General features: G+C 64.9%; 27 protein-coding genes. 12 read left to right on the top strand and 15 right to left on the bottom strand.

Going from position 1 to position 26,869, the window contains the following annotated elements:
• Positions 1-221 precede the first annotated feature (221 nt).
• The 6 genes from EYB42_RS11175 to EYB42_RS11200 all read left to right on the top strand — a co-directional run bounded on the left by EYB42_RS11175 (position 222) and on the right by EYB42_RS11200 (position 4,462).
• Entirely contained in the window at positions 222-686 is a 465-nt protein-coding gene (locus tag EYB42_RS11175; RefSeq protein WP_135450197.1) for an SspB family protein, read from the top strand.
• 3 nt (positions 687-689) lie between these two features.
• Positions 690-1,244, top strand: a complete 555-nt coding sequence (locus tag EYB42_RS11180; RefSeq protein ID WP_240784113.1) for a class I SAM-dependent methyltransferase — start codon at positions 690-692, stop codon at positions 1,242-1,244.
• Between the two features lie 112 nt (positions 1,245-1,356).
• Entirely contained in the window at positions 1,357-2,751 is a 1,395-nt protein-coding gene (fumC, locus tag EYB42_RS11185; protein WP_135450199.1) for a class II fumarate hydratase, read from the top strand.
• Entirely contained in the window at positions 2,751-2,930 is a 180-nt protein-coding gene (locus EYB42_RS11190) for a DUF4169 family protein (protein WP_135450200.1), read from the top strand. Before fumC ends, EYB42_RS11190 begins: the two co-directional genes overlap by 1 nt.
• Positions 2,931-3,206: 276 nt before the next feature.
• Positions 3,207-3,425, top strand: coding sequence for a ribbon-helix-helix domain-containing protein (locus tag EYB42_RS11195; protein ID WP_135450201.1), 219 nt, complete (start codon positions 3,207-3,209; stop codon positions 3,423-3,425).
• Complete coding sequence (locus tag EYB42_RS11200; RefSeq protein WP_135450202.1) at positions 3,425-4,462, top strand: zinc-dependent alcohol dehydrogenase family protein; 1,038 nt, start codon at positions 3,425-3,427, stop codon at positions 4,460-4,462. Before EYB42_RS11195 ends, EYB42_RS11200 begins: the two co-directional genes overlap by 1 nt.
• On the opposite strand, the gene EYB42_RS11205 is transcribed toward EYB42_RS11200, so the two are convergent.
• The 3 genes from EYB42_RS11205 to EYB42_RS11210 all read right to left on the bottom strand — a co-directional run bounded on the left by EYB42_RS11205 (position 4,459) and on the right by EYB42_RS11210 (position 6,051).
• Entirely contained in the window at positions 4,459-5,091 is a 633-nt protein-coding gene (locus EYB42_RS11205; RefSeq protein WP_135450203.1) for a DUF1638 domain-containing protein, read from the bottom strand. The genes EYB42_RS11200 and EYB42_RS11205 overlap by 4 nt on opposite strands.
• 30 nt (positions 5,092-5,121) lie before the next feature.
• Entirely contained in the window at positions 5,122-5,280 is a 159-nt protein-coding gene (locus EYB42_RS17375) for a hypothetical protein (RefSeq protein ID WP_167851001.1), read from the bottom strand.
• Between the two features lie 75 nt (positions 5,281-5,355).
• A complete protein-coding gene (locus EYB42_RS11210; protein WP_135450204.1) occupies positions 5,356-6,051 on the bottom strand; it encodes a corrinoid protein in 696 nt (231 codons plus the stop codon).
• Positions 6,052-6,208: 157 nt separating this feature from the next.
• Between EYB42_RS11210 and EYB42_RS11215 the strand changes: the two genes are divergently transcribed.
• The gene (locus tag EYB42_RS11215; RefSeq protein ID WP_135450205.1) at positions 6,209-7,288 is read left to right on the top strand and encodes a PA0069 family radical SAM protein; all 1,080 of its coding nucleotides are present in this window, start codon (positions 6,209-6,211) and stop codon (positions 7,286-7,288) included.
• Positions 7,289-7,329: 41 nt separating this feature from the next.
• On the opposite strand, the gene bmt is transcribed toward EYB42_RS11215, so the two are convergent.
• Complete coding sequence (gene bmt, locus EYB42_RS11220; protein WP_135450206.1) at positions 7,330-8,343, bottom strand: betaine--homocysteine S-methyltransferase; 1,014 nt, start codon at positions 8,341-8,343, stop codon at positions 7,330-7,332.
• A gap of 125 nt (positions 8,344-8,468) precedes the next feature.
• Positions 8,469-8,783, bottom strand: coding sequence for a DUF1476 domain-containing protein (locus EYB42_RS11225; RefSeq protein ID WP_135450207.1), 315 nt, complete (start codon positions 8,781-8,783; stop codon positions 8,469-8,471).
• A gap of 172 nt (positions 8,784-8,955) precedes the next feature.
• On the opposite strand from EYB42_RS11225, the gene EYB42_RS11230 reads away from it, so the two are divergent.
• From EYB42_RS11230 to purS, 3 genes are all read left to right on the top strand, one after another.
• Positions 8,956-9,708 (top strand): phosphoribosylaminoimidazolesuccinocarboxamide synthase, encoded by a 753-nt coding sequence (locus tag EYB42_RS11230; RefSeq protein ID WP_135450208.1) that lies wholly within the window; start codon positions 8,956-8,958, stop codon positions 9,706-9,708.
• Between the two features lie 96 nt (positions 9,709-9,804).
• On the top strand, positions 9,805-11,061 hold the full coding sequence (locus tag EYB42_RS11235; protein WP_135450209.1) for an MFS transporter: 1,257 nt from the start codon (positions 9,805-9,807) through the stop codon (positions 11,059-11,061).
• 31 nt (positions 11,062-11,092) lie between these two features.
• A complete protein-coding gene (gene purS / locus EYB42_RS11240; RefSeq protein WP_135450210.1) occupies positions 11,093-11,332 on the top strand; it encodes a phosphoribosylformylglycinamidine synthase subunit PurS in 240 nt (79 codons plus the stop codon).
• Positions 11,333-11,346: 14 nt separating this feature from the next.
• On the opposite strand, the gene EYB42_RS11245 is transcribed toward purS, so the two are convergent.
• Genes EYB42_RS11245 through EYB42_RS11255 form a run of 3 tightly spaced genes read right to left on the bottom strand, consistent with a single transcriptional unit; the run spans position 11,347 to position 14,719 of the window.
• The gene (locus EYB42_RS11245; RefSeq protein WP_135450211.1) at positions 11,347-12,702 is read right to left on the bottom strand and encodes a cytochrome P450; all 1,356 of its coding nucleotides are present in this window, start codon (positions 12,700-12,702) and stop codon (positions 11,347-11,349) included.
• Positions 12,699-13,901 (bottom strand): hypothetical protein, encoded by a 1,203-nt coding sequence (locus EYB42_RS11250; protein ID WP_240784115.1) that lies wholly within the window; start codon positions 13,899-13,901, stop codon positions 12,699-12,701. The genes EYB42_RS11245 and EYB42_RS11250 overlap by 4 nt, the downstream gene beginning before the upstream one ends.
• A 59-nt stretch (positions 13,902-13,960) precedes the next feature.
• Positions 13,961-14,719, bottom strand: coding sequence for a cytochrome c biogenesis CcdA family protein (locus EYB42_RS11255; protein WP_135450339.1), 759 nt, complete (start codon positions 14,717-14,719; stop codon positions 13,961-13,963).
• A gap of 111 nt (positions 14,720-14,830) precedes the next feature.
• Here EYB42_RS11255 and EYB42_RS11260 point away from each other — a divergent pair, with 111 nt between their 5' ends.
• Positions 14,831-15,061, top strand: a complete 231-nt coding sequence (locus tag EYB42_RS11260) for a sulfurtransferase TusA family protein (RefSeq protein WP_135450212.1) — start codon at positions 14,831-14,833, stop codon at positions 15,059-15,061.
• A gap of 73 nt (positions 15,062-15,134) precedes the next feature.
• Here the strand turns inward: EYB42_RS11260 and EYB42_RS11265 are convergent, their stop codons facing one another.
• From EYB42_RS11265 to purQ, 4 genes are all read right to left on the bottom strand, one after another.
• Positions 15,135-17,894 (bottom strand): Rne/Rng family ribonuclease, encoded by a 2,760-nt coding sequence (locus tag EYB42_RS11265; protein ID WP_135450213.1) that lies wholly within the window; start codon positions 17,892-17,894, stop codon positions 15,135-15,137.
• Positions 17,895-18,442: 548 nt separating this feature from the next.
• Positions 18,443-19,771 carry a sigma-54-dependent transcriptional regulator gene (locus EYB42_RS11270; protein ID WP_135450214.1) on the bottom strand — a complete coding sequence of 443 codons (1,329 nt, stop codon included), beginning with the start codon at positions 19,769-19,771 and terminating at the stop codon, positions 18,443-18,445.
• Positions 19,772-19,787: 16 nt separating this feature from the next.
• Positions 19,788-21,503, bottom strand: coding sequence for a sensor histidine kinase (locus EYB42_RS11275; protein WP_240784117.1), 1,716 nt, complete (start codon positions 21,501-21,503; stop codon positions 19,788-19,790).
• Between the two features lie 88 nt (positions 21,504-21,591).
• A complete protein-coding gene (gene purQ / locus EYB42_RS11280) occupies positions 21,592-22,260 on the bottom strand; it encodes a phosphoribosylformylglycinamidine synthase subunit PurQ (protein ID WP_135450216.1) in 669 nt (222 codons plus the stop codon).
• Between the two features lie 97 nt (positions 22,261-22,357).
• Here purQ and EYB42_RS11285 point away from each other — a divergent pair, with 97 nt between their 5' ends.
• Entirely contained in the window at positions 22,358-23,728 is a 1,371-nt protein-coding gene (locus EYB42_RS11285) for an FAD-binding oxidoreductase (protein ID WP_135450217.1), read from the top strand.
• 4 nt (positions 23,729-23,732) lie between these two features.
• Here the strand turns inward: EYB42_RS11285 and EYB42_RS11290 are convergent, their stop codons facing one another.
• The 3 genes from EYB42_RS11290 to EYB42_RS11300 all read right to left on the bottom strand — a co-directional run bounded on the left by EYB42_RS11290 (position 23,733) and on the right by EYB42_RS11300 (position 26,835).
• Entirely contained in the window at positions 23,733-23,894 is a 162-nt protein-coding gene (locus EYB42_RS11290; protein ID WP_135450218.1) for a DUF3563 family protein, read from the bottom strand.
• 418 nt (positions 23,895-24,312) lie between these two features.
• Positions 24,313-25,956 carry a DNA repair protein RecN gene (recN, locus tag EYB42_RS11295; RefSeq protein WP_135450219.1) on the bottom strand — a complete coding sequence of 548 codons (1,644 nt, stop codon included), beginning with the start codon at positions 25,954-25,956 and terminating at the stop codon, positions 24,313-24,315.
• Positions 25,957-25,992: 36 nt separating this feature from the next.
• Positions 25,993-26,835, bottom strand: coding sequence for an outer membrane protein assembly factor BamD (locus tag EYB42_RS11300; RefSeq protein ID WP_135450220.1), 843 nt, complete (start codon positions 26,833-26,835; stop codon positions 25,993-25,995).
• Between the last annotated feature and the right edge of the window lie 34 nt (positions 26,836-26,869).

Here is a 26,869-nt window from a genome sequence, read left to right on the forward strand (position 1 = left end):
TGGGAAAGAAGGGCTTCAGCCGCGCCATCTGCGCGTCGGTCAGCCAGAAAAGGTTGCTCATGCTCCAGTCTCCTTTCGGAGATTGAATCAGGCCAAGTCTACAAAATCAATGGGTCCTGACCCTAGCGGCGCTTTTGTGATTGCCCATTGGCAATCCGCCCGCCGCCCCTTTCCTTGTTCCCCGAATCCCCTATGCTGCATCCAATGGGAAAGGACGGGACATGGCGCGTTCGATCGACTACGGAACCCTAATGCACCGGGCCATGCGCGGTCTGATCCAGACCGTGCTTGCGGATGTGGCACGAAACGGGTTACCCGGCGCGCATCACTTCTTCATCACCTTTGACACCACGCATCCCGACGTGGCCATGGCCGACTGGCTCCGCGAACGCTATCCGTCCGAGATGACGGTCGTCCTGCAGCACTGGTTCGAGAACCTCGAGGTCGGCGACGACAGCTTTAGCGTGACGTTGAATTTCGGCAACCAGCCCGAGCCGATGGTGATTCCCTTCGATGCCATCCGCACCTTCGTGGACCCGTCGGTTGAATTCGGGCTGCGATTCGAGACCCAGCCCACCGACGATGATGACGAGGACGACAACGAGGAAGAGGACATCGAGGCCGAGGACGAGACCCCCCGGAAGGATGCCGAAGTGGTCTCACTCGACAAGTTCCGAAAGACCTGAACCGTGACCTCTGACCTTGCATTGTTCCGCCGACGCCTGCTGCGGAACCCGAGGCAGGTTTCCGCCATCACCCCTTCGTCGCGCACGCTGGCCCGGGCAATGACCCTGGGACTTGGGCCGCACAGCGGTCGCGTGGTCGAGTTCGGACCCGGAACCGGACGGTTCACCGAGGCGATCCTGGCCCGCGGCGTGCGCCCTGAAGACCTGACCCTTTTCGAACTTGACGAGGAGTTCGTCGAACATCTGCGCGAAAGGTTCCCGGGCGTCACGGTCCACCGCCTGCCCGCGCAAGAGGCCCCACGGCTGATCGAGCCCGGCGTATCGACCGTGATCTCGGGCCTGCCGCTTCTGTCGATGCCGTCCGAGGTGCGCGAGGGTATCGTCGATGCCGCATTCCGCATTCTTGCCCCGCGCGGCCGCTATGTGCAGTTCACCTATGGCCCCCGGCCGCCCCTGTCGCCCGAAACGATCGCAAGCCTGGGCTTGACGGTGGACAAGGGGCACAAGGTCTGGGCAAACCTTCCCCCCGCAACCGTCTACCGCTTTCACCGGAACTGAGGCAGGCGTCGGGCAATCCCGTTGAAGGGCGCGACGGTATGCGACGGTATGCCAATTGATTTCACCGCCCCCCGGCGCTATGCGGGACACGAGAGTTTGCGAGGAGATTCCGATGACCGCGACCCGTACCGAGACCGACAGCTTCGGCCCGCTCGAGGTTCCCGCCGACAAGTACTGGGGCGCACAGACCCAGCGGTCGATCATCAACTTCCCCATCGGCTGGGAACGCCAGCCTGTCCCGATCATCCGCGCGCTCGGGGTCATCAAGAAGGCCTGCGCGCTGGTAAACATGGCGCAGGGTGACCTGGACCCGACGCTGGGCAAGGCCATCGTGGCGGCAGCAGAGGAAGTGATCGAGGGCAAGTTCGACGACAACTTCCCTCTGGTCGTGTGGCAGACGGGCTCCGGCACCCAGTCGAACATGAATGCCAACGAGGTGATCAGCAATCGCGCCATCGAGATGCTGGGCGGCGTCATGGGCTCGAAGAAGCCCGTGCATCCGAACGACCATGTGAACATGGGCCAGTCCTCTAACGACACTTTCCCCACCGCAATGCATGTGGCCATCGGCATGCACACGCGCGACGTTCTGCTGCCGGGGCTGGAAAAGCTGGCGAAGGCCCTGTGGGCGAAGTCCGAGGAATTCAAGGACATCATCAAGATCGGCCGGACGCATACGCAGGACGCGACGCCGCTGACGCTGGGCCAGGAATTCTCGGGCTATGCCACCCAGGTGGACCGGGGGATCGAGCGGGTGAAGCTCTGCCTGCCTCATATCTACGAACTTGCACAGGGCGGGACGGCGGTGGGCACGGGGCTGAACACCCGCGTGGGCTTTGACAAACGCGTCGCGGCCGAGATTGCCACGATCACCGGCCTGCCCTTCGTCACCGCGCCGAACAAGTTCGAGGCTCTGGCTGCCCATGACGCGATGGTGATGTTCTCGGGCGCACTGAAGACGGTGGCCGGAAGCCTGTTCAAGATCGCCAACGACCTGCGGCTTCTCGGCTCGGGTCCGCGGTCGGGCCTGGGAGAGCTGATCCTGCCGGAGAACGAGCCGGGATCCAGCATCATGCCGGGCAAGGTGAACCCGACCCAGGCAGAGGCGCTGACCATGGTCTGCGCCCATGTCATGGGCAATGATGCGGCGGTGGGCTTTGCCGGCAGCCAGGGCCATTTCGAGCTGAACGTCTACAACCCGATGATGGCCTACAACGTGCTGCAGTCGATCCAGCTTCTGGGCGATGCCGCCGCAAGCTTCACCGACAACATGGTGGTCGGGATCCAGGCAAACCGGACGCGGATCGAGAAGCTCATGAAGGAAAGCCTGATGCTGGTCACGGCCCTGGCGCCGACCATCGGCTACGACAACGCGACCAAGGTCGCCAAGACCGCGCACAAGAACGGCACGACCCTGCGCGAAGAGGCCATCGCCCTCGGCTTCGTCGATGGCGAGACCTTCGACCGTATCGTGCGGCCCGAAGACATGATCGGCCCGAAGGGCTGATGGCCGAAGTCGTCAACCTCCGCACCGCACGCAAGCAGGCGGCCCGCAAGGCCGCCCGCGCCGCGGCGGATGCGAATGCAGCGAAGCACGGTCGCACCAAGGCCGAGCGTGCGCTTCAGAAGGCAGAGGCCGAGAAGGCCGCAAGAACCCTCGAAGCACATCGGCGCGAGAGCGAGTAACCGGGCGTTGACCCGGCTATGACAGGCTGTCGGCAGGAAGGCGCCCGATGCCACACCCGCCTTTGCCGGTCACGTCGCAGGAATGGATGGGCCAGATGTTGTCCAGCCGGACGGCACCCGACGGAGGCTTGGTCGAGAATGCGGGGCATCTCGTGGCGTTCTGCAAATCCCGAGAGGTTCTGATCCGCCTTTTACCCCGGGTTTCCTTTGCAAGAAACGTGGCAAGATCCTTGCTTGGGGATTTTGCACCACCGCTGCATCCGCTAGCCTTCCATCATGACCAGCCGCCCTGCCAAGCATTCGCTCACCCTTCGCGGCCACCGCACCTCGGTCTCGCTCGAGCCCGAGTTCTGGGAGGCCTTCCGCGCCATTGCCGCCGAACGGCAGACCCCTCTTAACCTCCTTGCCGCCGAGATCGACGCCGCCCGGCGCGGCGACGAGGGGCTGGCCTCTGCAATCCGCGTCTTCTGCCTGAACCATTACCGAGGATCCTGATGCGCGCCGCCGTCCTTCGCGCCTACCGCGAGCCGTTGAGTCTCGAAACTGTCGCCGACCCTGTCTGCGAGCCGGATGGCGTGGTGGTGCGAACCCTCGCCTGCGGCATCTGCCGCAGCGACTGGCACGGTTGGGTCGGCGAACACCCCAAGGTGAAACCTGGCGACATCCCCGGCCACGAATACTGTGGCGAGGTGGTCGAAGCCGGCCCGCTGGCGACGTGGCGCAAGGGCGACCGTGTGATCGCCCCCTTCATCCTCGCCTGCGGCGCCTGTCCAGAATGTCGGTCCGGTCAGACAACCACCTGCCGCAGCCAACGCGTCCCGGGCTTCGGCGACCGCGGAGCCTATGCCGAATATGTCTCGGTTCCGCATGCACATAACCTGACCCGTCTGCCCGAAAGCCTTTCACCCGACCTTGCAGCTGGCCTCGGCTGCCGCGTAACCACAGCCTTCCATGCCCTGACCGGGCGCGCTGCGCTGCAGGCCGGGGAATGGCTTGCCGTCCACGGGACGGGTGGGATCGGCCTTTCCTGCCTGCTTGTCGGCAGGGCGCTCGGGGCAAGGGTAATCGTGGTCGATGTGGTGCCCGACAAGCTGGCCCATGCCCTCGGCCTTGGCGCCGAAGTGGCCCTGGATGCCCGCGAGGGCGATGTTGCCGCGCGAATCGTCGAAGCCACGCAGGGCGGTGCCCATGTCAGCGTTGAGGCACTGGGGATCGAGGCAACGGCCAATGCCTCGCTGAGCTGCCTGCGCCCGCTTGGCCGTCATGTCCAGATCGGCCTTCCTGTCGGGCACACCGCCAGCATGCAGATCGACATGAACACGCTTTACATGCGCCAGCTGTCGATGTTCGGCACGCGCGGCATGCCAGCCTGGCGCTACCCCACCCTGCTTTCGCTGATCGAGTCCGGCCGCATCGACGTGCGCCCGATTGTCGCCCGCAGAGTGCCGCTGTCACAGGCGACAACGGAATTGCAGGCCTTCGACGGCCCCACCGCGCCCGGTGTCGCGGTCATCACCGATTTTTCAACCTAGCTGGCAACACGCGCCAGCGTCCTTGCCAGGTCGCCATAACCGGTCAAGCGCCGCTCGTAGGCCAGCCCCAGCCGTGCGGCACAGTCCTGCGCCTTTGCATCCAGCGCGGGGTCATCAAGCTGCGCCAGATAGACCAGTTTGCGGTAATTTCCGAAATACATGTCCCGCAGTTCGGGGTGGCGGTCCAGACCCATGGGCTTCCAGACAAAGGCATCGAACTGGCGCACCAGAAAATCCGTAAGATAGAAGGCATCGAATTCGGTTTCGGCACGGGCGGCAAAGGCGGCATTGCCCTCGAAGAAGGCATAGCAGTGCGGGCCTTCTACCATACCGACCCCCAGCCGGTCGCAGGCCGCCTTCAGCAGACCACCCGTCCCGCAATCGGCATAGACGACGAAGATCGTCTCATAGCGCCCCTGCGCCGCAATGACCGCCGCCTCGACGGCTGGGATGATCCGCTCCGGCCACAGGTGCAGCTTGGCGGGCAGGCATTGCAGATCGATATGCTCCCAGCCGTTCGCTGCCTTGAGGGCCAGGATCTCGTGCGCAAGGGCACCGCACGCCACCAGAAGGATGCGCCCCGTTTGGTTGGGCGCAAGACCGGTCTCGGAAAGGGTCAGATCATCCATCGGGCACCTTCATCGGCGCCGGGGGGCGCCCTAACGGCTGACCCGGGTCCAGGTCAGGATCACACTTGCCGACAGAGCCGCGAACATCAGCGCCACCAACGGCAGACCAGAGCCAAAGGCAAGCCATAGCGTCAGACCCGCCGCAACCAGCACCAGTGCAATCAGCCCAAGAAAATGCGTCAACGGCATGGCTTGTCCCCCTGCGCATCAATCTGCGCCCTGCTGGGGCTTTGTGCAAGCCCCGGCAGGATCACGGAGCCGTGCTCAGGCGTTCAGCTGGTTGTGCTTGCGCGCAACGAACTGCTTGGCGGTCTCGACCGCAACCGCAGCGTCGCGGCAATAGGCATCCGCGCCGATGGCCTTGCCGAATTCCTCGTTCAGGGGAGCACCGCCCACCAGCACGATATAATCGTCGCGCAGGCCCTTTTCCTTCATCGTGTCGATGACGACCTTCATGTAGGGCATGGTCGTGGTCAAGAGCGCCGACATGCCCAGGATGTCGGGCTTTTCGGTCTCCAGCGCCTCGATGTATTTCTCGACCGCGTTGTTGATGCCCAAGTCCACCACCTCGAAGCCGGCGCCTTCCATCATCATCGCCACCAGGTTCTTGCCGATGTCGTGGATGTCGCCCTTCACCGTGCCGATCACCATCTTGCCCATGCGCGGCGCGCCGGTTTCGACCAGCAGGGGCTTCAGGATCGCCATCCCCGCCTTCATCGCGTTCGCGGCAAGCAGCACCTCGGGCACGAAGAGGATACCGTCACGGAAGTCGGCACCAACGATGGTCATCCCCGCCACCAGCGCCTTGGTCAGCACGTCATAGGGCGCCCAGCCGCGCTCGATCAGGATACGCACGCCCTCCTCGATCTCTTCCTTGAGACCGTCATAGAGGTCGTCGTGCATCTGAAGCACAAGCTCGTCGTCCGAAAGTTCGGAGAGGATGATTTCGTCGTCGGCCATTGCGGGCGCTCCAAGCGGAAGTGTCTGCCTCGTGCATGGTCGCAAAGCGACCGCATCACTATTCGGCAAGCGACATACACCGGATGAAAGCCGACAGAAAGCCGTCGCGGGCAGGAAAGTTGTGGCGCCTGTTCCGCATATGTTCTAGTTTCGTCACATGAGCAACAGCATCCTTCCTGGCCACCGTCTGCGCGGTCGCGGCGCAGACAGCAATCTCGCCGGCCGGTTCGAGGCGACCCGGCGCGTCGCCTTCGACGACGGCTGGGACATCGCCGAGGAAGAACGGACCGTTCGCACCGAACTGCGAGAAGAGCGCCCGCGTTCGGCCATCACCTGGCAGAAGTCGCCTGACCTGCCCTTCGACCGGTCGATCAATCCCTACCGCGGCTGCGAACACGGCTGCATCTACTGTTACGCGCGGCCGTCGCATGCATGGCTGAACCTGTCACCGGGGCTCGATTTCGAGACGCGCCTCATTGCGCGGCCCGGCATCGCTGCCGTGCTGGAGGACGAGCTGCGCAAGCCCGACTACCGTGTGCAGCCGCTGGCCATCGGCACCAACACCGACCCCTATCAGCCGGTGGAACAGGACAGCCGCATCATGCGGCAGATTCTGGGGGTGCTGGCCGCCTTCCGCCACCCGGTCTGGATCACCACGCGCGGCACGACCGTCGAACGCGACATCGACCTTCTGGCCCCGATGGCGGCCGATGGTCTGGCGGCGGTGTCGATCAGCGTCACCACGCTTGACCCCGATCTTGCCCGCCGGATGGAACCGCGGGCACCCGCCCCAAAGCGGAGGTTGCAGATGATCGAGCGGCTGGCCGGCGCGGGCATTCCGGTGCGCATCCAGGTCTCGCCCCTGATCCCGGCGCTGACCGATCACGAACTTGAGGCAGTGATGCAGGCCGGACGCGACGCGGGCGCGCGCTTTGCCAATTCGATTCCCCTGCGTCTGCCACTGGAGGTGGCCAATCTCTTCCGCCGCTGGATCCAGACGACCTTTCCCGACCGCGCGGCGCGCGTCATGGGCAGGGTGCGCGAATTGCACGGGGGCAAGGACTACGACCCTGCCTTCGGCACCAGGATGCGCGGTCAGGGCCTATGGGCCGATCTCATACACCGCCGCGCTGAACTTGCGCGCAGGCGGCTCGGGCTGGGCAGCGGGCTTCCGCCCCTGCGCACCGACCTTTTTGCCCCGCCCCCCAGGGCCGGCGACCAGCTTGCGCTGTTCTGAACAATCCGGCCTGACGCAGCCTTATCGGATCTATCCAGGCCCTAACCCCTCCGTCCGCGCCGTTCGCGGCGGGGTTCGCCCGAGGTATCGCCCGTCCCGTCCGAGGCCGAGGAGAATGCACCCAGTTTCGCCGAGATGTCTTCCAGCGTCGGGCGCGGCCCCTTCGGCCGGGTTTCAAGGGCATGACGCATGGCCTTCAGATGCTCGGGCATCGTGCCGCAGCATCCGCCGATGATCCGGGCCCCGGCATCGCGGGCAAGCACGGCATATTCCGCCATAAGTTCGGGTGTGCCATCATAGTGAATGTGGCCATCGTGATACTTGGGAATACCTGCATTGCCCTTGGCGATCACCGGCCGCTGCGTTCCGGTTGACAGAAAGCCCAACACAGTCCGCATCAGGTCAGAAGCACCCACACCGCAGTTGGCACCGAAGGCAATCGGCGGGTTCGGCAGTTTCTCGACCAGATCCACCAGCGCGGCCGATGTCACACCCATCATTGTGCGGCCCGCCGTGTCGAAGCTCATCGTGCCGCACCATGGCATGCCGGCCCGCGCCGCCGCCTCGGCTGCGGCGCGGAATTCCTCGGGGGCGCTGATCGTCTCGACCCACAGGACATCGACCCCGCCCTCCTTTAGACCCTCTGCCTGTTCGTGGAAGATCTCGACCGCCGTCGCGTGGGTCAGTGTGCCCATCGGCTCGAAGATCTCGCCCGTTGGGCCCATCGACCCGGCCACCACCACAGGTCGCCCCGCCTGGTCGGCGATCTCGCGGCCAAGCTCGGCGCCGATCCGGTTCAGCTCCCGCACCCGGTCCTGCGCATTGTGCAGCTTCAGACGCGCGGCATTGCCGCCGAAGGTGTTGGTCAGGAACAGGTCCGACCCTGCCTCGACCGAGCCACGATAAAGCCTGCGGATGTTATCGGGGCGGTCGGTATTCCACAGTTCGGGCGGCTCGCCAGAGGAGAGGCCCATGTTGAACAGGTTCGTTCCGGTCGCGCCATCGGCCATCAGCCAGTCGCGTTCGCCAAGCAGGCGCGAAAGCAGGTCGGTCATGGAAAGGGTCCTTCGGTTGGCCGGGTTCAGCCCCCAATGCCATGCACCCGGACCCGACGCAAATTCATATTGCGCATGAAATGATGGCGCCCGCCTCAAGTTGCACGGGGCGGGCGCAGAGGGGGTCAGATCTCGCTCAGCAGCTGGGCCTTGGCCACGGGCATCAGCTCCTTCAGCTTAGCGCGCACCTCGTCGGCGCTGGCCTTGCCGGCCAGATCGGCGACGACCTTGCGCACCACGTCCTCATCGCCGGCTTCCTCGAAATCGGCTTCGACGACCTGCATGGCGTAGGCCGTGGCTTCGTCGCCGGTCTTGCCCATCAGTTCCGCTGCCCAAAGTCCGACCAGCTTGTTGCGCCGCGCCTCGGCACGGAACTGCATTTCGCTGTCATGGGCGAACTTGGCCTCGAAGGCATGCTCGCGTTCGTCGAAGGTGGTCATGGGCTCCCCCGGGCATGGACTGTTTGTCCCTCATATGCCCCTCGACCGGCCCTGCCGCAAGCCCCCTTCTCCCCCTCGCGCCTTGCGACAGGGCGACCCATGGACTATAGGCCAAGGGAACACCCCCCACGGGGTCCCCTACCCTTTTGCGGGACCCTGAAACGGAGACGGCATGGCACGGCGCAAGAAGGTTTACGAAGGCAAGGCCAAGATCCTTTACGAAGGCCCGGAACCTGGCACGCTGATTCAGTATTTCAAGGACGACAGCGCCCCCACCGTAGCAGCCCCGGCCACGCTGGAGGGCAAGGGGGTGCTGAACAACCGCCTGTCGGAATTCTTCATGTCCGGTCTGAACCAGATCGGGGTACCCACGCATTTCATCCGCCGGCTGAACATGCGTGAACAGCTGGTGCGGATGGCCGAGATCATTCCGCTGGAAGTCATCGTGCGCAACTTTGCCGCAGGACCGATGACCGCGCGGCTGGGCATCCCGGAAGGCACGCAGCTGCCCCGCCCGATCGTGGAATACTACTATAAGGATCCACGGCTGAACTCTCCGATGGTCGCAGAAGAGCATATCGTTGCCTTTGGCTGGGCCAGCCAGCAGGATCTTGACGACATCGTGGCGCTGGCCTTGCGGGTGAATGACTTCCTTTCCGGCGTGATGATGGGCGTCGGCATTCGCCTGGCAGACTTCAAGATCGAGGTCGGCCGCATCTGGGAAGGCGATTTCATGCGTCTGATCGTCGCCGACGAGATCAGCCCCGATAGCTGCCGGCTGTGGGACATGCGCCTTCCCGAGCGCCCTGACGGAACAGTGCCAGACCCGCAGCCACTGGCTGATGTCTATACCGAACTAGCGCGTCGCCTGGGTGTGCTGCCCTCGAACGTCACGCATACGACAAAGCCCACCCTGATCAACTGAGGGCGCAGACCGAAATCGCGTTTTCGGGCATCAGGGCCTTGTCCCCGTGCGGACCGGGCCAGGATCTGCGGCGTCAAAATACCGGAAAGCCCCGGAATGACCGACTATATCGCCTTCCTCCGCCAGAACCTGCGCTGGCTGATGGCCGGCTTCCTGCTGACCTGGGCCTCGAGCTTCGGCCAGACCTTCTTCATCTCGGTCTTTGCCGGAGAGATTCGCGCGGCCTTCGACCTGTCACACGGGGCTTGGGGCGCGCTTTATGCCGGGGCCACGATGGCCTCGGCGGCGGTGATGATCTACTCGGGCGGGCTGACCGACCGGTTCCGGGTGCGGCACATCTCGCTGGTGATCCTTTGCGGGCTGGCGGCTTCGTCGCTGCTGATGGCCACGGCGCCGGCGGTCTGGATGCTTTGGGTCGCGGTGTTCCTGATGCGGCTGACGGGTCAGGGCATGATGGGCCATACAGCCATGGTCGCCATGTCGCGCTGGTTCGCGGCAAGTCGCGGGCGGGCAGTCGCCTTTGCCGGGCTTGGCGTTGCAGCGGGAGAGGCGCTTTTGCCGATCACCGCCGCCAGCCTGATGTTGCTGATCGACTGGCGCAGCCTGTGGCTTCTGGCGGGGCTGGTGCCGATCGTGCTGATGCCGGTGCTTCACGTGCTGCTGCGGCAGGAACGAACGCCACAAAGCTTTGCCGCCGAACAGCATTCGACCGGCATGGGCGGGCGGCACTGGACGCGGGGCGAGGTCCTGCGCCACTGGCTGTTCTGGCTGCTGGTTCCGGCAATCCTGGGGCCGCCGGCATGGATCACCGCCTTCTTCTTCCACCAGGTTCACCTGGCCGAGGTGAAGGGCTGGGCCCATGTCACGCTTGTCGCGCTCTTCCCTGTGTTCACCATTTCGGGCATTGCCAGCATGCTGGCCACCGGATGGGCTGTGGACCGCTTTGGCGCGGCCCGGCTGGTGCCGGTCTATCTTTTGCCGCTGGCCCTGGGGTATCTGGCCATCGCCCATGCGACGACACCGGGCGCGGCCGCCGCAGCGATGGTGCTTATGGGGCTCTCGGTCGGGGCGAATGCAACGCTTTCCACTGCGATCTGGGCCGAGTTCTTCGGCAACGCCCATCTGGGCCGGATCCGGGCGATGACGGGCGCAGTCATGGTGCTGGGCAGCGCGATCGGACCCGGCGTGACCGGCCTGCTGATCGATGCGGGGCACGACCTGCCCGAACAGGCAGGCTGGATCGCGGGATATTTCCTGCTTGCGGCAGTGCTGGCCGGCAGCGGTGCCCTTGTCGCGCAGCGGTTGCTTCTGGCGGATGACGCGGGTCTTGCCCCCTGCGCGCCCCTTCGCTAAGGACGAGCAACCCACTGCGCCGGAGGCCCCGATGAAAGCTCGTGTCACCGTCATGCTGAAGAACGGCGTCCTTGACCCGCAGGGCGAGGCCGTGCGCCATGCGCTGGGGTCTCTGGGGTTCCAAGGCGTGACCGGCGTCCGCCAAGGCAAGGTGATCGAACTCGACCTGGCCGAGACCGACGTTGCGAAGGCCGAAGCCGAGGTAAAGGCGATGTGCGAGAAGCTGCTCGCCAATACCGTGATCGAAAGCTACCGGATCGAGCTGCTCTGACCGCAGCCGCCCTGTCAGGGCATCAGATCGGCGTCGTCCCGACGCGTGACCCGCAACCAGATCCCGTCTTGCGCCCGAACCGTAAGATGTGCCACCGGCACCGGAACCCGGTCGGGCAGCGCCTGGAAGTGATAGGCGCGGATCAGATGTGCCAGCATCAGCGTGCCTTCCAGCATCGCGAAACCTGCGCCGGGGCAGACGCGCGGGCCGCGCGAAAATGGCAGATAGCCATCCCGTGCCGCATCGCGTGTCTCGCCTGACCAACGGTCGGGATCGAAATCGTCCGGCCGGTCCCAGATGCGTTCGTGCCGATGCAGATGCCAGGGGCTGATGACAACCTGCGCCCCGGATTTCACCAGCCTGCCGCGGAAATCCTCTTCCGCCACCGTTTCGCGCACCATCATCGGCACGGGGGGATAAAGGCGCAGCGCCTCGCGAAATACATCGCGCGTGTAGCGCAGTTGCCCCAACGTGCCGAATTCTGGCCGCAGGGCCGCCGCCTCTGATGCGACCCGCGCCTGAGCCTCGGGATGCGTGGCCAGAAGATACAGCGCCCAAGCCAGAGCAGAGGCGCTGGTCTCGTGTCCGGCAAGAAAGAAGATCGCCACCTGGTCGACCATTTCCGCGGTTGCAAAGGGCGCCCCGGTCACCGGATCGGGCGTGGTCATGATTCTCGTCGCCAGATCCACGGGTGCGGTTCCTGCCGCAATCGCTGCCGCACGTTCGGCCGTCAGCGCGGAAATCAGCTCCCGGATCACCCGGGCCGAGCGCAGCGTCGCCCGCCGGTGCAGCCGCGGCATCCAGCGCGGCAGGGGCAGGAAGGCGCCCAGGTTCAGGATCGGGGCGCTGCGCTGATAGGCGCGGAATTCGTGAAACACGGCCTGTGCCACCCGGTCCTCAATCGGGATCGAGAAAAGCGTGCGGAAGATCACATCCGCTGCCGCATGGCTGGCATGAAGCTCAACCTCGACCTCGCCCTCGGTCATGCGTGCGACGGCGGCCTCGCTGGCCGCCCAGATCGCAGGAAAAGCCTCCTTCAGCCGGCCGCCCTCGAAGGCCGGGTCGATGATCCGGCGCTGGTGAAGCCATTCATCGCCATTGGTGACGAAGACCGACCGGCCGAGCAGCGGGCGCAGCCCTTCGGTCACCCGGTCCGATTTCGGAAAGTCGGCGGGCCGGTCATCCAGCACGCGCCGCACCAGCGCCGGGTCGTTGCACAGATAGCTGCGGAAGAACGGCGTGCGGAATTCGGCCATCCACGCCCGGTATAGCCGCGCCGGCTGAGCCGACAGGATGTCGCGGCGGAAAAGCCGCAGATAGTCCCAGAGCGGGACGCGATCCTTGCGCGGTTCCGGCTTGGGCGGCCTCAAGCCATGTCCCTGTATGGGCTGCAGGCCTGCGCGACCCGTCCGGGCGAGGGTCTGCGCCCCGCGTAGCGTTCGGCCAGTGTCAGGGGCCCGGCGGTGATGCGAAAATAGTCGTAGTCGCCGGGCTGGTCAAAGGCACAGAGATACTGGAAATGCAGCCGGAAGAAGCGCCGCTTCAAGTGTTGCCAGCGTTCGGGGCTCAGCGTCTGGCTGAAGGCGGCCGAGATCACCAGCGGCCAGCGCTGACCTTTAGTCGCCATGCCGCTGACCGCGACCGGATCGCACAATGCGAAACAGCAGCCATCCCCGGGCGCAGAGACATCGACCCAGGTCAGTTCCTGGCGCTGCGACAGGAAAAGCAGATCGCCCCGCAACTTCCGCGCTTCGGGCAGGAAGGACGCCATCGGCACCACCTGGCCAAGCGACAGGAACCCCAGCGACGGGCCCGGCGGCACGCCTTCGCGGATCAGGTCGGCCAGCACGCTGACCGCCAGATGCACGCCCGAGGAATGGCCTACGACCAGAACCTCGTCCACCCCGCTTTCCATGGCAGCGCGAACGCGCCCGCGAAACTGCGCCAGCCTGTCAGCCAGTGCCGCCGGATAGGCCCCACGGGCAACCGCCGTATAGGCATAATCGTGCATGAGGTAATAGACGAAAAGCCTGCGGTCGATCCGGCGAAAGCCTTCCAGCACCGCAAATCCCACGGCAAGGGCCAGCCCCAGGCCTGCCCAGCCACCTCCGGCAAGCCGCGCCACGATCCACCCCGCCAGCATCGCAACCAGTGCCTGCCCCGCCAGCAGCACCGCGGGATAGAGCGCAGCGATCATCGGCCCCTTGCGCAGCCTGAGCAGGCGCCACAGCGCCCCCGATGCCCCATAGACCCATGCCGTCCGAAAGAACAGCAGGTAGGTGCCAAGCACCCCCCTCTCCATCGAGGACTTCACCAGATCGGACCAGACCAGAACCTCCATCTCGGCCTCGGCAGCCTGTTCCATGCAGCTGGTCACGCACCAACCGCCGGCAGTGCCCGGTCGCGCCCGGATCGCAAGCTCGTATCCCGAAATCGCGGCCTGTGCCGCGCCCTCCTTGCGGTACAGTTCGCGATATCTGCGCGGAGGAAAGGGGTCATAGCCGGGCACATAAAGGACATGGCGCCGGAAGACACCCGTTCCTTCGCCGATCCCGTTGCCCGACTTCACGCCCGACCTGCCCCGTCTGCCATGCCCCAGCTTACCCATCGGCGGGCGCCAAGGAAGCCTCAGCCGGGCAGAGGCAGACCCAGATATTCATAGGTTTCCAGCATCCAGTAGCTGAAATCGGTGAAGGCCCCGGTCACCAGCGCCAGACCGACGCCGATCAGCAGGGCGCCCATAAGCCGCTCGATCAGCTTCATGTGCCGCTTCAGCCTTGCCAGCAGGGACATCGATCGCTCGATGAAGATCGCCGCCAGAAGAAATGGCAGACCCAGGCCCAAGGCATAGACGCCCAGCAACAGGGTTCCGCGTTCCATGCTGCCCTCCTGCGCGGCCAGAGACAGGATCGCCCCCAGTTGCGGGCCGATGCAGGGCGTCCAGCCGAAGGCGAAGGCCAGGCCCAGCACATAGGCACCAAGGGCAGATCCGCCCCGGTCGCCTGCATCCAGCCGCATCTCACGGTCGAGGATCCCGATGCGGAACAGGCCCAGGAAATGCAGACCGAAAACGATGATGACAATACCCGAGATCCGCGCCAGCAGCAGCTGGTTCTGCAGCACGAAACTGCCGAAAGCCGAAGCGGTGAACCCCAGAAGCAGGAAGATCGTGGACAGGCCGAGAACGAAGAACAGCGCCGGCAGGATCACCCGGCGCCGTGCGGCACCCTGCACGGTCATCTCGCCCATGCTGATCCCGCCCATGTAGGCCAGATAGGGCGGCACGATCGGCAGGACGCAGGGGCTGAGGAACGACAGGACACCGGCCGCAAGCGCAACCAGCATCGCGGGCAGAAGGGCAGCGTCGATGATCTCGATTCCAAACATGTTCTTCGCGAAATAGCGGCTTTGCAGCCCCGCGTCACGCATTCAGGGCGTCACATCCCCGTGGCCCGGCTGAAACCTTGCCGCGAGGCCCTTCCCCGGCTAAACGGCCGCATGGCCGATTGGGACGAACTTCTGGATTGCGAGGGGCTGCTTTGCCCCCTGCCCGTTCTGCGCGCACGCAAGCGGCTTGCGGCCTTGGCGTCCGGCACCGTCTTGTGCGTTCGCACAACCGATGCGATGGCCAGGATCGACATGCCCCATTTCTGCGCCGAGGCCGGCCACTGCTATCTGGAAACCAGGGATGAAGGGGCCGTCACCCTGCATCTGATCCGTCGCGGATGATCCGATCGGACTTCGCCCTCCTGCCGGAAGACCCGGGCAGGAAGACGAAGTCCATGGAAAGTAAGGTCAGGACTCAGCGGCCCAGCGACCACCAGCCCTTGCGCTTGGGTTTTGCGGCTTCCTCTGCCGGCGCGGTTTCTTCCGCCGACGCGGACCGAGCCTCGCCAGGATCGGCCACCATACCCTCTGCCGCAGGTTCCATGCCCGGATCAGGCGCCAGCGCCGGCAGGTCAGGCGTTGCGGCCTCGGGTGCGGGGGCTTCTGCTGCCGGCATCTCGGTCGCCACGACCTCGGGCGTCGGCGCTGCTGCTTCCGTGGCCTCGGCGGCCGGAGCCTCAGCCGCCGCATTCGACCTGGTTGTGCGGCTGCGGGGTGCCTTCGACTTTGCCGCGGTCGTTTCTGCCGCGCTCTCTGTCTCGGGTTTCGGTTCGGCCCTGGTCCGACTTGCCCGGCGTTTCGGTGCCGGCTTTTCCGCGGTCGCGGGTTCGGACGTCTCGGATTCCTGCGAAACCGTCCCGGTCACCGGCCCCTCGGAAGAATCAGCATCGGCGGAAGCCGATGCCTCGGCCGTTTCCCCACGCGGCTTGCGCGTGCGCCTGGGCTTTTCCGGCGGTGCAGTCGGTTCGACCTCGGGTTCAACGGCCACGGGCGGCGCAGCCTCGATCGTCTCCGCAGGCTCTTCGGCGGATTCTTCGTCGTCGGCCTCTGCACCAGCGCCTTCCGCCGCGCCGTTCTCGGCAACCGAACCTTCGCGCTGGCCGCCACGCCGCCGGCGCCGCCGGCGCCGCTTCTTCTTGCCGGGCTGACCCTCGCCTTCTGCGGGTTGGGGCTGCGCTTCCGCTGCCTCGGCATCGACCGCCTGTTCCTCTTCGGCGCTTTCCTCGACGATATCGTGGTCCTGCTCATCGACGGGCGCGCCCATCAGGCCCGCATGACCCGAAACGACCGGGGTCTCGGGGACGACCCTTGTCGCAGTCTTGAACTTCTCGATCGTGTAATCGGGGCTGACCAGCATCGGGTCTGCCTCGATGCGAACGCTCATGCCGTAGCGAGCCTCGATCAGTGCGATGTGCTCGCGCTTGTGGTTGATCAGGTAGTTCACGATCCCGATCGGCGCCTTCAGCAGCACTTCGCGCGACCGCTTCCGCGTGCCCTCTTCCTCAAGCGCGCGCAGCACGGTCAGCGCCATGGAATCATCCGACCGGATAAGACCCGTGCCGTGACAATGCGGGCAGGGCTGGGTGGTCGATTCCAGCATGCCCGGGCGCAGCCGCTGGCGGCTCATCTCCAGAAGACCGAATCCGCTGATCCGGCCGACCTGGATTCGCGCACGGTCGGTCTTGAGCTTTTCCTTCAGGCGCTTCTCGACAGCGGCGTTGTTCTTGCGCTCTTCCATGTCGATGAAGTCGATGACGATCAGACCCGCCAGGTCGCGCAAGCGCAGCTGGCGTGCGATTTCTTCGGCCGCCTCGAGGTTGGTCTTCAGCGCGGTTTCCTCGATCGAGCCTTCCTTGGTCGCCCGGCCGGAGTTCACGTCGATCGCCACCAGCGCCTCGGTCACCCCGATCACGATGTAACCGCCGGATTTCAGCTGGACGACCGGGTTGAACATGCCCGCAAGGTAGCCTTCCACCTGATACTTGGCGAACAACGGAGTCGGCTCGTTGTAGCGGATCACCTGCTTGGCATGGCTGGGCATGATCATCCGCATGAAGTCCTTGGCGGTGCGATAGCCCGCCTCACCCTCGACCAGCACCTCGTCGATCTCGCGGCTGTAAAGATCGCGGATCGACCGCTTGATCAGGTCGCCTTCCTCGTAGATCTTGGCTGGCGCGATCGACTTCAGCGTCAGTTCGCGGATCTGTTCCCAAAGCCGCATCAGATATTCGTAATCGCGCTTGATCTCGGGCTTGGTCCGCTTGGCCCCTGCCGTGCGGATGATCAGCCCCGCACCTTCGGGCACCTCGATTTCCGACGCGATCTCCTTGAGCCGCTTGCGGTCTGCGGCCTGGGTGATCTTGCGGGAAATTCCGCCACCGCGCGCCGTATTCGGCATCAGCACGCAATAGCGGCCGGCCAGCGACAGATAGGTTGTCAGCGCCGCGCCCTTGTTGCCGCGCTCTTCCTTGACGACCTGGACCAGCATGATCTGCCGGACCTTGATCACCTCCTGTATCTTGTAGCGGCGCGCGCGCGGGCGACGCGGCGGGGCGATTTCCTCGGCCAGGTCTTCTTCGGCAATCGATTCGATTTCGTCGTCGGTCTCGCTGGCGTGGTCCACGGCGCGATAGGGCGCCTCGCCCTCGCCGTTCTCGCCACCTTCGGCCTTGGCGGAAGCCTCACCGTCAGGGCTAGGCGTGGCATCGACCAGCTCGGTCTCGCCGGCATCGATCAGGTCGGAATCGTCATCTTCAAGATCGACTACCGCCATGCCTTCCGGGCCCTCGGCAACGGCGTCATCCGCTTTTGCGGCTTCGGTCACGGGCGCAGGGCGGGCGGGGCGGCGGCGCGACCGACGGTTTTCCTCTTCCTCCTCGGCGCGGGCCATCGCCCGCTCTTCCTCGATCAGAGCTTTCCGGTCAGCGACCGGGATCTGATAATAGTCAGGGTGGATTTCGGCAAAGGCCAGGAAACCATGGCGGTTGCCGCCGTACTCGACAAAAGCCGCCTGGAGCGAAGGCTCCACCCGCGTCACCTTGGCGAGATATATGTTTCCGGTAATCTGGCGTTTGTTGACGGTCTCGAAGTCGAACTCTTCAACCTTGTTTCCGTCCATCACCACGACCCGAGTCTCCTCGGGATGGGTGGCATCGATAAGCATCTTCTTGGCCATGATGTTCCAATGCGCCCGGCCTGCCAGAAGCCCGCCCCGGGGAAGCCCCGGGTGGATGGCTGACAGGGAAAAGGCGGCTTGTTCGGGCGATGGCGCGGACAGCAATGCGGCGGACCGTGCCCGGTGGGCACCCCTCGTCCTGACTTGCGACTGTCGCACACATCATCGCGTTTCACTTCGGGAAGCCACGTGGCGACCCACCTGTTCACCCCGCATCGTCAATGACTTGGCGGGAAATTCCGGCCTTGCGGCCTATCCGACTGCCCGACAGGCGGCACGCTTCGGGCGCCAGTCCTGCCGGACAGAGAATTCCTGCGCGAAAGCATCGCCTTCGCGTCACGCGACCCTAACGGGAATTCTGCCGGAAACACAATGGGCATTCTTCGCCCGGCACAGCGGGATCTGCCCCGCGCCCGCGGGCAAGACCTGATGCGCAGATATGCCACGCACGGACCGGGACGGCGACGCCCTGTCACATGCCAACGCGCCGCAGACAGCCGAAGCCGTTTCGGGGCTGCCCGCAGGAAACCCCGAAACGCGCAGCAAGTTCAGACATAATCCGACCGGCTGAGCCCGTATTTGGCCATCTTCTCGTTCAAAGTCCGGCGCGGCAGGCAGAGTTCTTCCATTACGGCGACGATCGACCCCTTGTGCCGCCGCATCGTGTTGTCGATCAGCATCCGCTCGAAAGCCTCCACATAGTCTTTCAGCGGCTTGCCTTCCGTGGTCAGCACCGGACCGGCGGCTTCGTTGTCGGCCATCAGCAGGCTGGCGATCGACCCTGATCCGCGCCGGTTCTGCAGGACTGCGCGTTCGGCAATGTTCACCAGCTGACGCACGTTCCCCGGCCAGGGCGCCTGCAAAAGCTGCGCGGCCTCCTGCGCGGTGACCTGGGGGGCCTCGCAGCCGTATTCCTCGGCGAACTGTTCGCTGAGTCGGTTGAACAGCGTCAGTATGTCCTCTCCACGGGTGCGCAGGGGCGGCAACACGATGGTCATCGCCCCCAGCCGATAATAAAGGTCGGGCCGCAGAACCTGTTCCAGCGTCGTATCCGGCGCGTGCTGGTTGCAGATCGCGATGATCCGGGTTTCCGGCGGGGTGCCCTGGTCATTGATGAAGGTCAGCAGACGTGCCTGCAACGCATTCGGCAGGGCTTCGATGTCCTCAAGGCAAAGCGTCCCGCCCCGCGCCTCTTCCACCAGCGGAAGGGTGCCATCCTCGGCCGGGCCGAAAAGACGTGCAGCAAGCTGCTCCTCACCCCACGCGGCGCAGGAGATCGCCACGAACTTCTTCGACGCCCGCGGCCCCACGGCATGCAACGCATGGGCAACCAGCGTCTTGCCGGTGCCCGTCTCGCCGTCGATCAGCACATGGCTGTCGGCCTGGCCAAGATCGAGGATGTCCTCGCGCAGCCGCTCCATTGCCGGGCTGGTGCCGATCAGCTTCTTCATGATGGTCGAGCCGTCGGACAACTCCTTGCGCAGCGCGCGGCTGTCCAGCGTCATCCGCCTCGCCTGGGTGGCCTTCTTGGCCAGTTCGGTCATCCGGTCAGGGTTGAACGGCTTTTCCAGGAAATCGAATGCACCGACGCGCATCGCTTCGACCGCCATCGGCACGTCGCCATGGCCGGTGATCATGATGACCGGCAGGCCCGAATCCTGCCCCATCAGCCGCTTGAGGAATGTCATGCCATCCATGCCCGGCATCTTGATGTCGCTGACGACGACGCCCTGGAAATCCGGGCCGATCGCCTTCAGCGCATCCTCGGCACTGGCATAGGTTTCGGTGTCGAATCCCGACAGCGCCAGCCACTGGCTGATTGACTGCCGCATGTCCGCCTCGTCATCGACGATTGCCACCTTCATTACGCGGGCCATGGGGACCTCTTCATTGTCATTCTGCTGCTTCCTGTCTGTTGCCCAGGATCGGCAACTGCATTTCGAAAACCGCCCCGCCACCCTCGGCGTTCCGCGCCGTCAGGCGGCCGCCCAGATCGGTCACGATCCCGGACGAGATGGCAAGACCCAGTCCGACGCCCTCGCCCGGTTTCTTGGTGGTGTAGAAGGGCTCGAACAGGTTCTCGAGATCGCTGATCCCGTGTCCGTTGTCACGCACGGTCAACGTCGCCGTCTCGCCGGCCGACAAAAGGATGTCAATCTGAGGATCGCGGATGTCCTTCGTCGCGTCCAGAGCATTGCGCAAAAGATTGATGATCACCTGCTCCAGCCGAATACGGTCGGCCATCACCATCACCGGCTGGCGCGGCAAGCCGCGGGTGATCTTGACCACCCGCGCCTTGAGCTGCGGCTCCATCATCGCCAGTGCTGAAGACACACAAGCACGAAGATCAACTTCCTCAAAGGCTTCTCCGCCCTTCCTCGCGTAAGACTTCAATTGGCGGGTGATCGCACCCATCCGTTCGATCAGGTCGTCGATGCGCTGGAACGAGGACAAAGCCTCGTCCGGGCGCTTGCGCTGCAGCAACAGCCGCGCGCCGGCCAGATAGGTCTTCATCGCCGCCAGCGGCTGATTCAGTTCGTGGCTGACAGCAGCCGACATTTCACCCAGTGCGGCCAGTTTCGAGGATTGCGCTAGTGTCAGCTCTGCGACCTCAAGATCCTTCTGCACCTTCTCGCGTTCGGCGATTTCGCGTTGCAGCCGAGCGTTCAGCGCGCGCAGTTCGGCCGACTCCCGCTGGAACGTCAGCGAACGCGACCAAGCCCGACGCGACAGCATGTAGAAGGTGAACGCCATGAGAATGGCAAAGCCCATGATCTGCAGTGCCAGAATGCCGTTCACCTGCTCGCGCACCGAACCGTAGGCGGTGAAGGTCTGCAACTTCCAACCACGGAAGGGGATGCGCGCCTCGGTCTTCATCACCGCTTCGCCCCGGACATAGGCATCCGGTGGGGTCTGCGCCCAGTCGGCCGTGGCACGCAGCGCGCGCGAGATCGCCGAGGGCGGGTCGCGCAGTGCCAGCGCCTCGGCCACCGGCTGGCCGCGCCAGACCGTCTCGGTCGCAAGGATCACGATTCCTTCGCTGTCGGTCACCAGCACCGCATCCTGCAAACCCGCCCAGGCGCGTTCGAATTTCATCAGATCGACCGAGACGACGATGACACCGATGACCTTGGAGTCCGACAGCAGCGCGCGCGAGTAGACGAAATCGAAACCGCCCGCCTCGCGTTTCACTGCGCTGAAGATGGTATCCTTCGTGCGTTGCGCATCTACGAAATACGGGGCGTTCCGGTTGTTCGTGCCAAGGATGTTGCGATTCGTCGCACCCACGACCCGCCCGTCCCGGTCGAGCAGCCTGATCGAGGCCACGCCGATCTGGGATTGCAGCGCGATCAACTTTGCCGAGGTCGAGGAGTAGTTGCCGTCACGCAGCGCCTGGACGAGTTCTGGGTCGCGCGACAGAAGCAACGGGACGACCGAGGTCCGCTGCAATTCCGCCATCAGGTTGCCGGTGTAAAGCGCAAGTCGGACTTCGGCACGGCTGCGCGTGTCGTTCGTATAGCGTTCGGTCAACAGGCGGTTCGAGACCAGAACGATCGCGACGGCAAGCATGATAAGCAGGCCCACCACAAGCTTGACGCGCCAGGACATGCCCTGATCGGACTGTGCAAGCTGAGGGGTTTTTGCTGCCATGCACGAAGATTAGGGCCGGGCCCGGCGGCCCTCAAGCGGAAGGCGGTCAGGCCAGCGCCATCCCGCCCATGATCGACGAAAAAAGTGCCCGCCCGTCTTCCGAACCCAGCGCTGCCTCGGTCGCGCGTTCGGGATGCGGCATCATCCCCAGCACGCGGCGGTTCTCCGACAGGACGCCGGCAATGTCTGCCATGCTGCCGTTGGGGTTGTCGCAGTAGGTAAAGGCTATGCGATCATCGCCCTTCAACCGCGCCAGGCCCTCGGCGTCGATGGTATAGTTGCCGTCGTGGTGGGCGACGGGAATGCGGATCGTCTGGCCAAGGACATAACCTGAGGTATAGGCGCTGTCGGTCGTACCAACCCGAAGCGTGACCATCCGGCAGACGAACTTCAGCCCGGCATTGCGCATCAGCGCACCGGGCAGCAGGCCCATTTCGGTCAGGACCTGAAAGCCGTTGCAGATCCCCAGGACATAGCCGCCCCGTTCGGCATGGGCCCGGATCGCACCGCTGATCGGCGACTGTGCGGCGATCGCGCCGCAGCGCAGGTAGTCGCCGAAGCTGAAGCCGCCAGGCACCCCCACCACATCGACGCCCTTCGGCAGCGAGGTGTCCTTGTGCCAGACCCGCGCCACCTCGAACCCTGCCCCTTCAAAGGCTACGGCAAGATCGCGGTCGCAGTTCGATCCGGGGAAGGTGACGACGGCGGCTTTCATGGGCGATTCCCCTGCGGCTGAATGCGCGCGGTGATACCGCATGGCGCAGCGAAGGGCCAGAGCTTGCGCCCTGCCTGAAAGGTCGTAGGCTTGTACGATGCTGACGACGCTGGCACTGTCCGACCTTCGCGACCTTTTCGGTGACAGGTTTTCCGTGTCGCCGTCGGTTCTGGCAGAGCATGGGCAAAGCGAAAGCCTGGTGATGGCCGGGCTGCCCGACGCCGTTGTCTTCCCCCGCGCCACGGAAGAGGTTGCCGCACTGGCCCGCTGGTCCGCCACCCACCGTGTGCCGCTGATTGGCTGGGGTGCGGGCACCTCGCTGGAAGGCCATGCCCTGGCCCTGGCGGGGGGCGTGGTGGTGGACTTCCGCGACATGGCCAGGGTTCTGGAGGTGCGGCCCGAGGACAGGCTGGCGCGGGTACAACCCGGCATCACACGTGAGGCGCTGAACCGCGAATTGCGGACGACGGGTCTGATGTTCCCGGTCGATCCGGGGGCAAATGCCAGCCTGGGCGGCATGGCATCGACGCGCGCCTCGGGCACGACAGCAGTTCGCTACGGAACGATGCGCAGCAATATCATGGGGTTGGAGGTCGTCCTTTCGGATGGACGGGTAATCCGAACCGGCAGCCTGGCCCCGAAGACCGCCGCTGGCTACGACCTGACTGCGCTTTTTGTGGGGGCCGAGGGGACGCTTGGCCTGATCACAGAGCTTGTGCTGCGCCTGCACGGTCAGCCCGAAGCGGTCATGACCACGGTTGCAGCCTTTCCTTCGGTCGCGGCTGCAGTGGACTGCGTGATCGCCACGATGCAGATGGGCCTGACGCCGGCACGTATCGAGTTTCTGGATGCCGAAACGGTTGCGGCCTGCAATGCCTTCTCGGGCCTGTCGCTGCCGGTCCAGCCGCAGCTTCTGGCCGATTTTCATGGCCACGCCGAGGGTCTGACCGAGGATGTGCGCCGGTTCCGGAACCTTGCGGCCGACTTCCGGGCAGAGGGGCTTGCCTGGGCCGAACGGCAGGAGGACCGCAGCCGCCTCTGGGCGGCGCGGCATGCGGCCTACCGGGCAATCCTGGCCTCACGGCCGGGAGCAAAGGCAGTGGTGACAGATCTCTGCGTGCCGATCTCGGCCTTGGCCGAAGCGGTAGAGGAGACCCGGGCCGACATTGCCGCGTCAGGGCTTCCCGGGCCGATCCTGGGCCATGTGGGAGACGGGAATTTCCACGCGATCCTGATGGTTTACCCCGACCGTCCCGAAGAAATGGCCACAGCAAGAACGTTGGCCCGGCGAATGGCGGAACGCGCCTTGCGGCTTGGTGGCACGATCACGGGCGAACATGGGGTGGGCTTTGGCAAGCTGGCCTACATGGCGGCCGAACACGGAGCGGGCTGGCAGGTCATGGGCGCGGTCAAGCGCGCGCTTGACCCCATGAACCTGATGAACCCCGGCAAGGTCGTGCCGGGGTGAGGCGTCACATGTAGGGGTGAGGATGGCGGAAAAGGCCGCGGTCGATCTCGCGCTCGCGCCGTTCCAGGTCATAGAGCGACACGGCGGCATTCAGATAGGCACGCTCGCGGTCGGACAAGGCCGCAGGATCGCGGGAACAGATCAGTGATTTAAGCAGGTTCAGCATCGTTTCGATCCTTTCATCTTGCCGCAAACATAGGACGCCGCAGCGCAGCATTGCAGAGCCGGAACGGAAGGCCCGTCATGCGCCTGCTGCATGGCTCTTCCATTTCCGCCTCGGCTTTGATCATTAACGCCGGTTGCGGAAAGGTTTGCCCAACAGCGGAAGGACTTGATGTGCCACGGAAGGATCTGTCTACAAAATTCTGAAAGACCTATAATATCAGAAATTCACAAAAAAGATCGCGCCTTCCGGCTGCCCATGCCAAGGCATTCCCCCGCCGCCGCGCCCGCGGGATCTGATACGTTCAACCATCCGCATCAAAGCCACCCTGCACGACTTGCTCGCGCACCACTTCGTCGTGGACTGGCGACGGCACATGGCGACCAGAAGTCTAGCCCGCCCGGGAAGCGTTAGCCTCGCACTAGCCGGCCAACAGCGCCCGCGCGGCAGCCCTTGCGGCTTCGGTCACGGTATCGCCAGCCAGCATCCGGGCAATTTCCTCGACCCGTTCCTCTTCTGGCAGAGCGGTTACGCTGGACAGGGTCTGGTCCCCCGCCACACGCTTTTCCACCCGCCAGTGCCGGGTGCCGAAAGCGGCGACCTGGGGGCTGTGGGTCACGACCAGAACCTGGGCACCTGCAGCAAGCGCCTTCAGCCGCCGCCCCACTGCATCGGCGGTTGCCCCCCCCACGCCCCGGTCAATCTCGTCGAAAATCAGGGTCTGGCCGGGGGTGTCGCCGGTTAGGCAGACTTTCAGCGCCAGCAGAAAGCGGCTGAGTTCCCCGCCCGAGGCGATGCGGTTGAGCGGCCCGGCCGGCGCGCCAGGGTTGGTAGCGACGGTGAATGTCACGGCATCCACGCCCTCTGGTCCTGGCTCGCCCGCGGCAATTTCAGTGCGAAAGGTCGCACGTTCCATCTTGAGGGGCGCCAGTTCGGCAGCCATCGCAGCGTCGAGCCGGACGGCCGCCGCGCGCCGGGCGGCCGTCACCCGTGCGGCTTCGGCCGCATAGGCTGCCTCGGCCTCGCGCGCGGTGCGTTCCAGCCGGGCAATGCCTGACGCTCCGCCGTCGATCGCGGCCAATCGCCTGCGCAGGTCTTCCGCGAAAGTACCCAGATCGTCAGGCAGCACGCCATGCTTGCGTGCCAGCGCCCGGATGGCAAAAAGACGTTCTTCGACACGCTCCAGCTCTCCGGGATCGAAATCCAGCGCCTCAAGCGCGTTTTCGACGCCGGCCTGAGCCTCGCCCAGTTCGATGAGCGCGCGGTTCAGCGCCTCCATCGCCGCGTCGAGGCGGCCCTCTGCCTTGTCAGCGGCGCCATCCAGCCAGCGCAGCGCATCGCGCATCCGGCCCTCGGCGCCCTCTTCGGACAGCGCCACCAGCGCCCTGGCCACATCCTCGCGGATACGGGCAGCGCCCTGCATCAGGCGGCGGCGGGCGTCAAGCCCGGCTTCTTCGCCCGGTTCGGGGTTCAGGCGGTCAAGCTCGGCCACCGCATGGCGCAGGAAATCCTCGTCCGCAGCGGCACGGGCCATGGCGGCTTCGCCCTCGGCCAGGGCGGCACGAGCCTCGCGCTGAGCTGCCCAGGCCGCCCGCAGGGGGGCAAGATCAAGGCCCGCGAAGGCATCAAGCAGCGCGCGATGGCCGCGTGGGTTCAAAAGGCCCCGATCGTCGTGCTGGCCGTGCAGCTCTACCAGATGGTCGGAAAGGTCGCGCAATACCTCGCCAGAAACGCGGCGGTCGTTGATCCAGGCGGTCTTGCGTCCGTCGGCGGTGTTCACGCGGCGCAAAATCAGTTCATCGTCCACGTCGATGCCGGCTTCATTCAGCACGGCGTGGGCGGCGTGGCCGGGCGCGAGATCGAACACGGCGGTGACCTCGCCCTGCGTGGCCCCGGCACGCACCAGTTCGGCGCGGCCGCGCCAGCCAAGGACGAAGCCCAGCGCGTCCAGCAGAATCGACTTGCCCGCCCCGGTCTCGCCGGTCAGCACGTTCAGGCCCGGGCCAAGATCAAGGCTGAGCCGGTCGATGATCAGCACATCGCGGATCTCAAGAGCGCGCAGCATGGTCGCCCTCGCAGGGTGCGCTACAGCGCACCATGACTACAACCACTCGCCCTTCACCATCTGGCGATAGACCGTGCGCAGCCAGCTATCGCCCTTTGCCTCGGGTGCCAGGCCCTTCCCCTTCAGAAGCCGGAAGCTGTCCTCGTAGAAGGGCGAGGACTGGTAGTTGTAGCCAAGGATCGCGGCTGCTGTCTGTGCCTCATCGTTCAGGCCCAGCGCAACATAGCATTCCACCAGACGGTGCAGTGCCTCGGCGGTGTGGGTGGTGGTCTGGAAATCCTGGACCACGACCCGGAAGCGGTTGATCGCAGCGGTGTAGTGGCGGCGCTTCAGATAGTAGCGCCCGACTTCCATTTCCTTGGCGGCGAGCTGATCGAAAGCAAGATCGAACTTCAGAATCGCCGAGCGGGCATATTCGCTGTCGGGATAGGTCTCGATCACGTCGCGCATGCCCTTCAGCGCCTGGAAGGTGACCCCCTGGTCGCGCCCGACATCATCAATCTGATCGTAATAGCTGAGCGCCATGAGATACATGGCGTAGGGGGCATCTTCATCGCCGGGGTAGAAATCGAGGAAGCGTTGCGCCGCATCGCGCGCCTCTGGATATTTCTTCGCCTTGTGCAGGGTATAGGCCTGCATGATCAGCGCGCGCTTGGCGAATTCGGTATAGGGATAAAGCCGCTCGACCTCCTGGAAGTAGATCAGCGCACTGTCGGGCTTGCGGCTGGTTTCCAGCTCAAGCTCACCCTTCTTGAAGATTTCCTCTGCGGTGTAGCTTTCAAGCGGCCGTTCGTTGCTGCCGCCGCCGGAACAGCCGGAGAGCAAGGCCACCACAATCGCTGCCGTAAGAAGCCCCGCGCCGGGCCGTCTGCCTGCCATAGTCCGCCTGTTCAAACCTGCCGCCCCAGCGCCT

The organism is Tabrizicola caldifontis, from assembly GCF_004762095.1.
Lineage (GTDB): Bacteria > Pseudomonadota > Alphaproteobacteria > Rhodobacterales > Rhodobacteraceae > Tabrizicola > Tabrizicola caldifontis.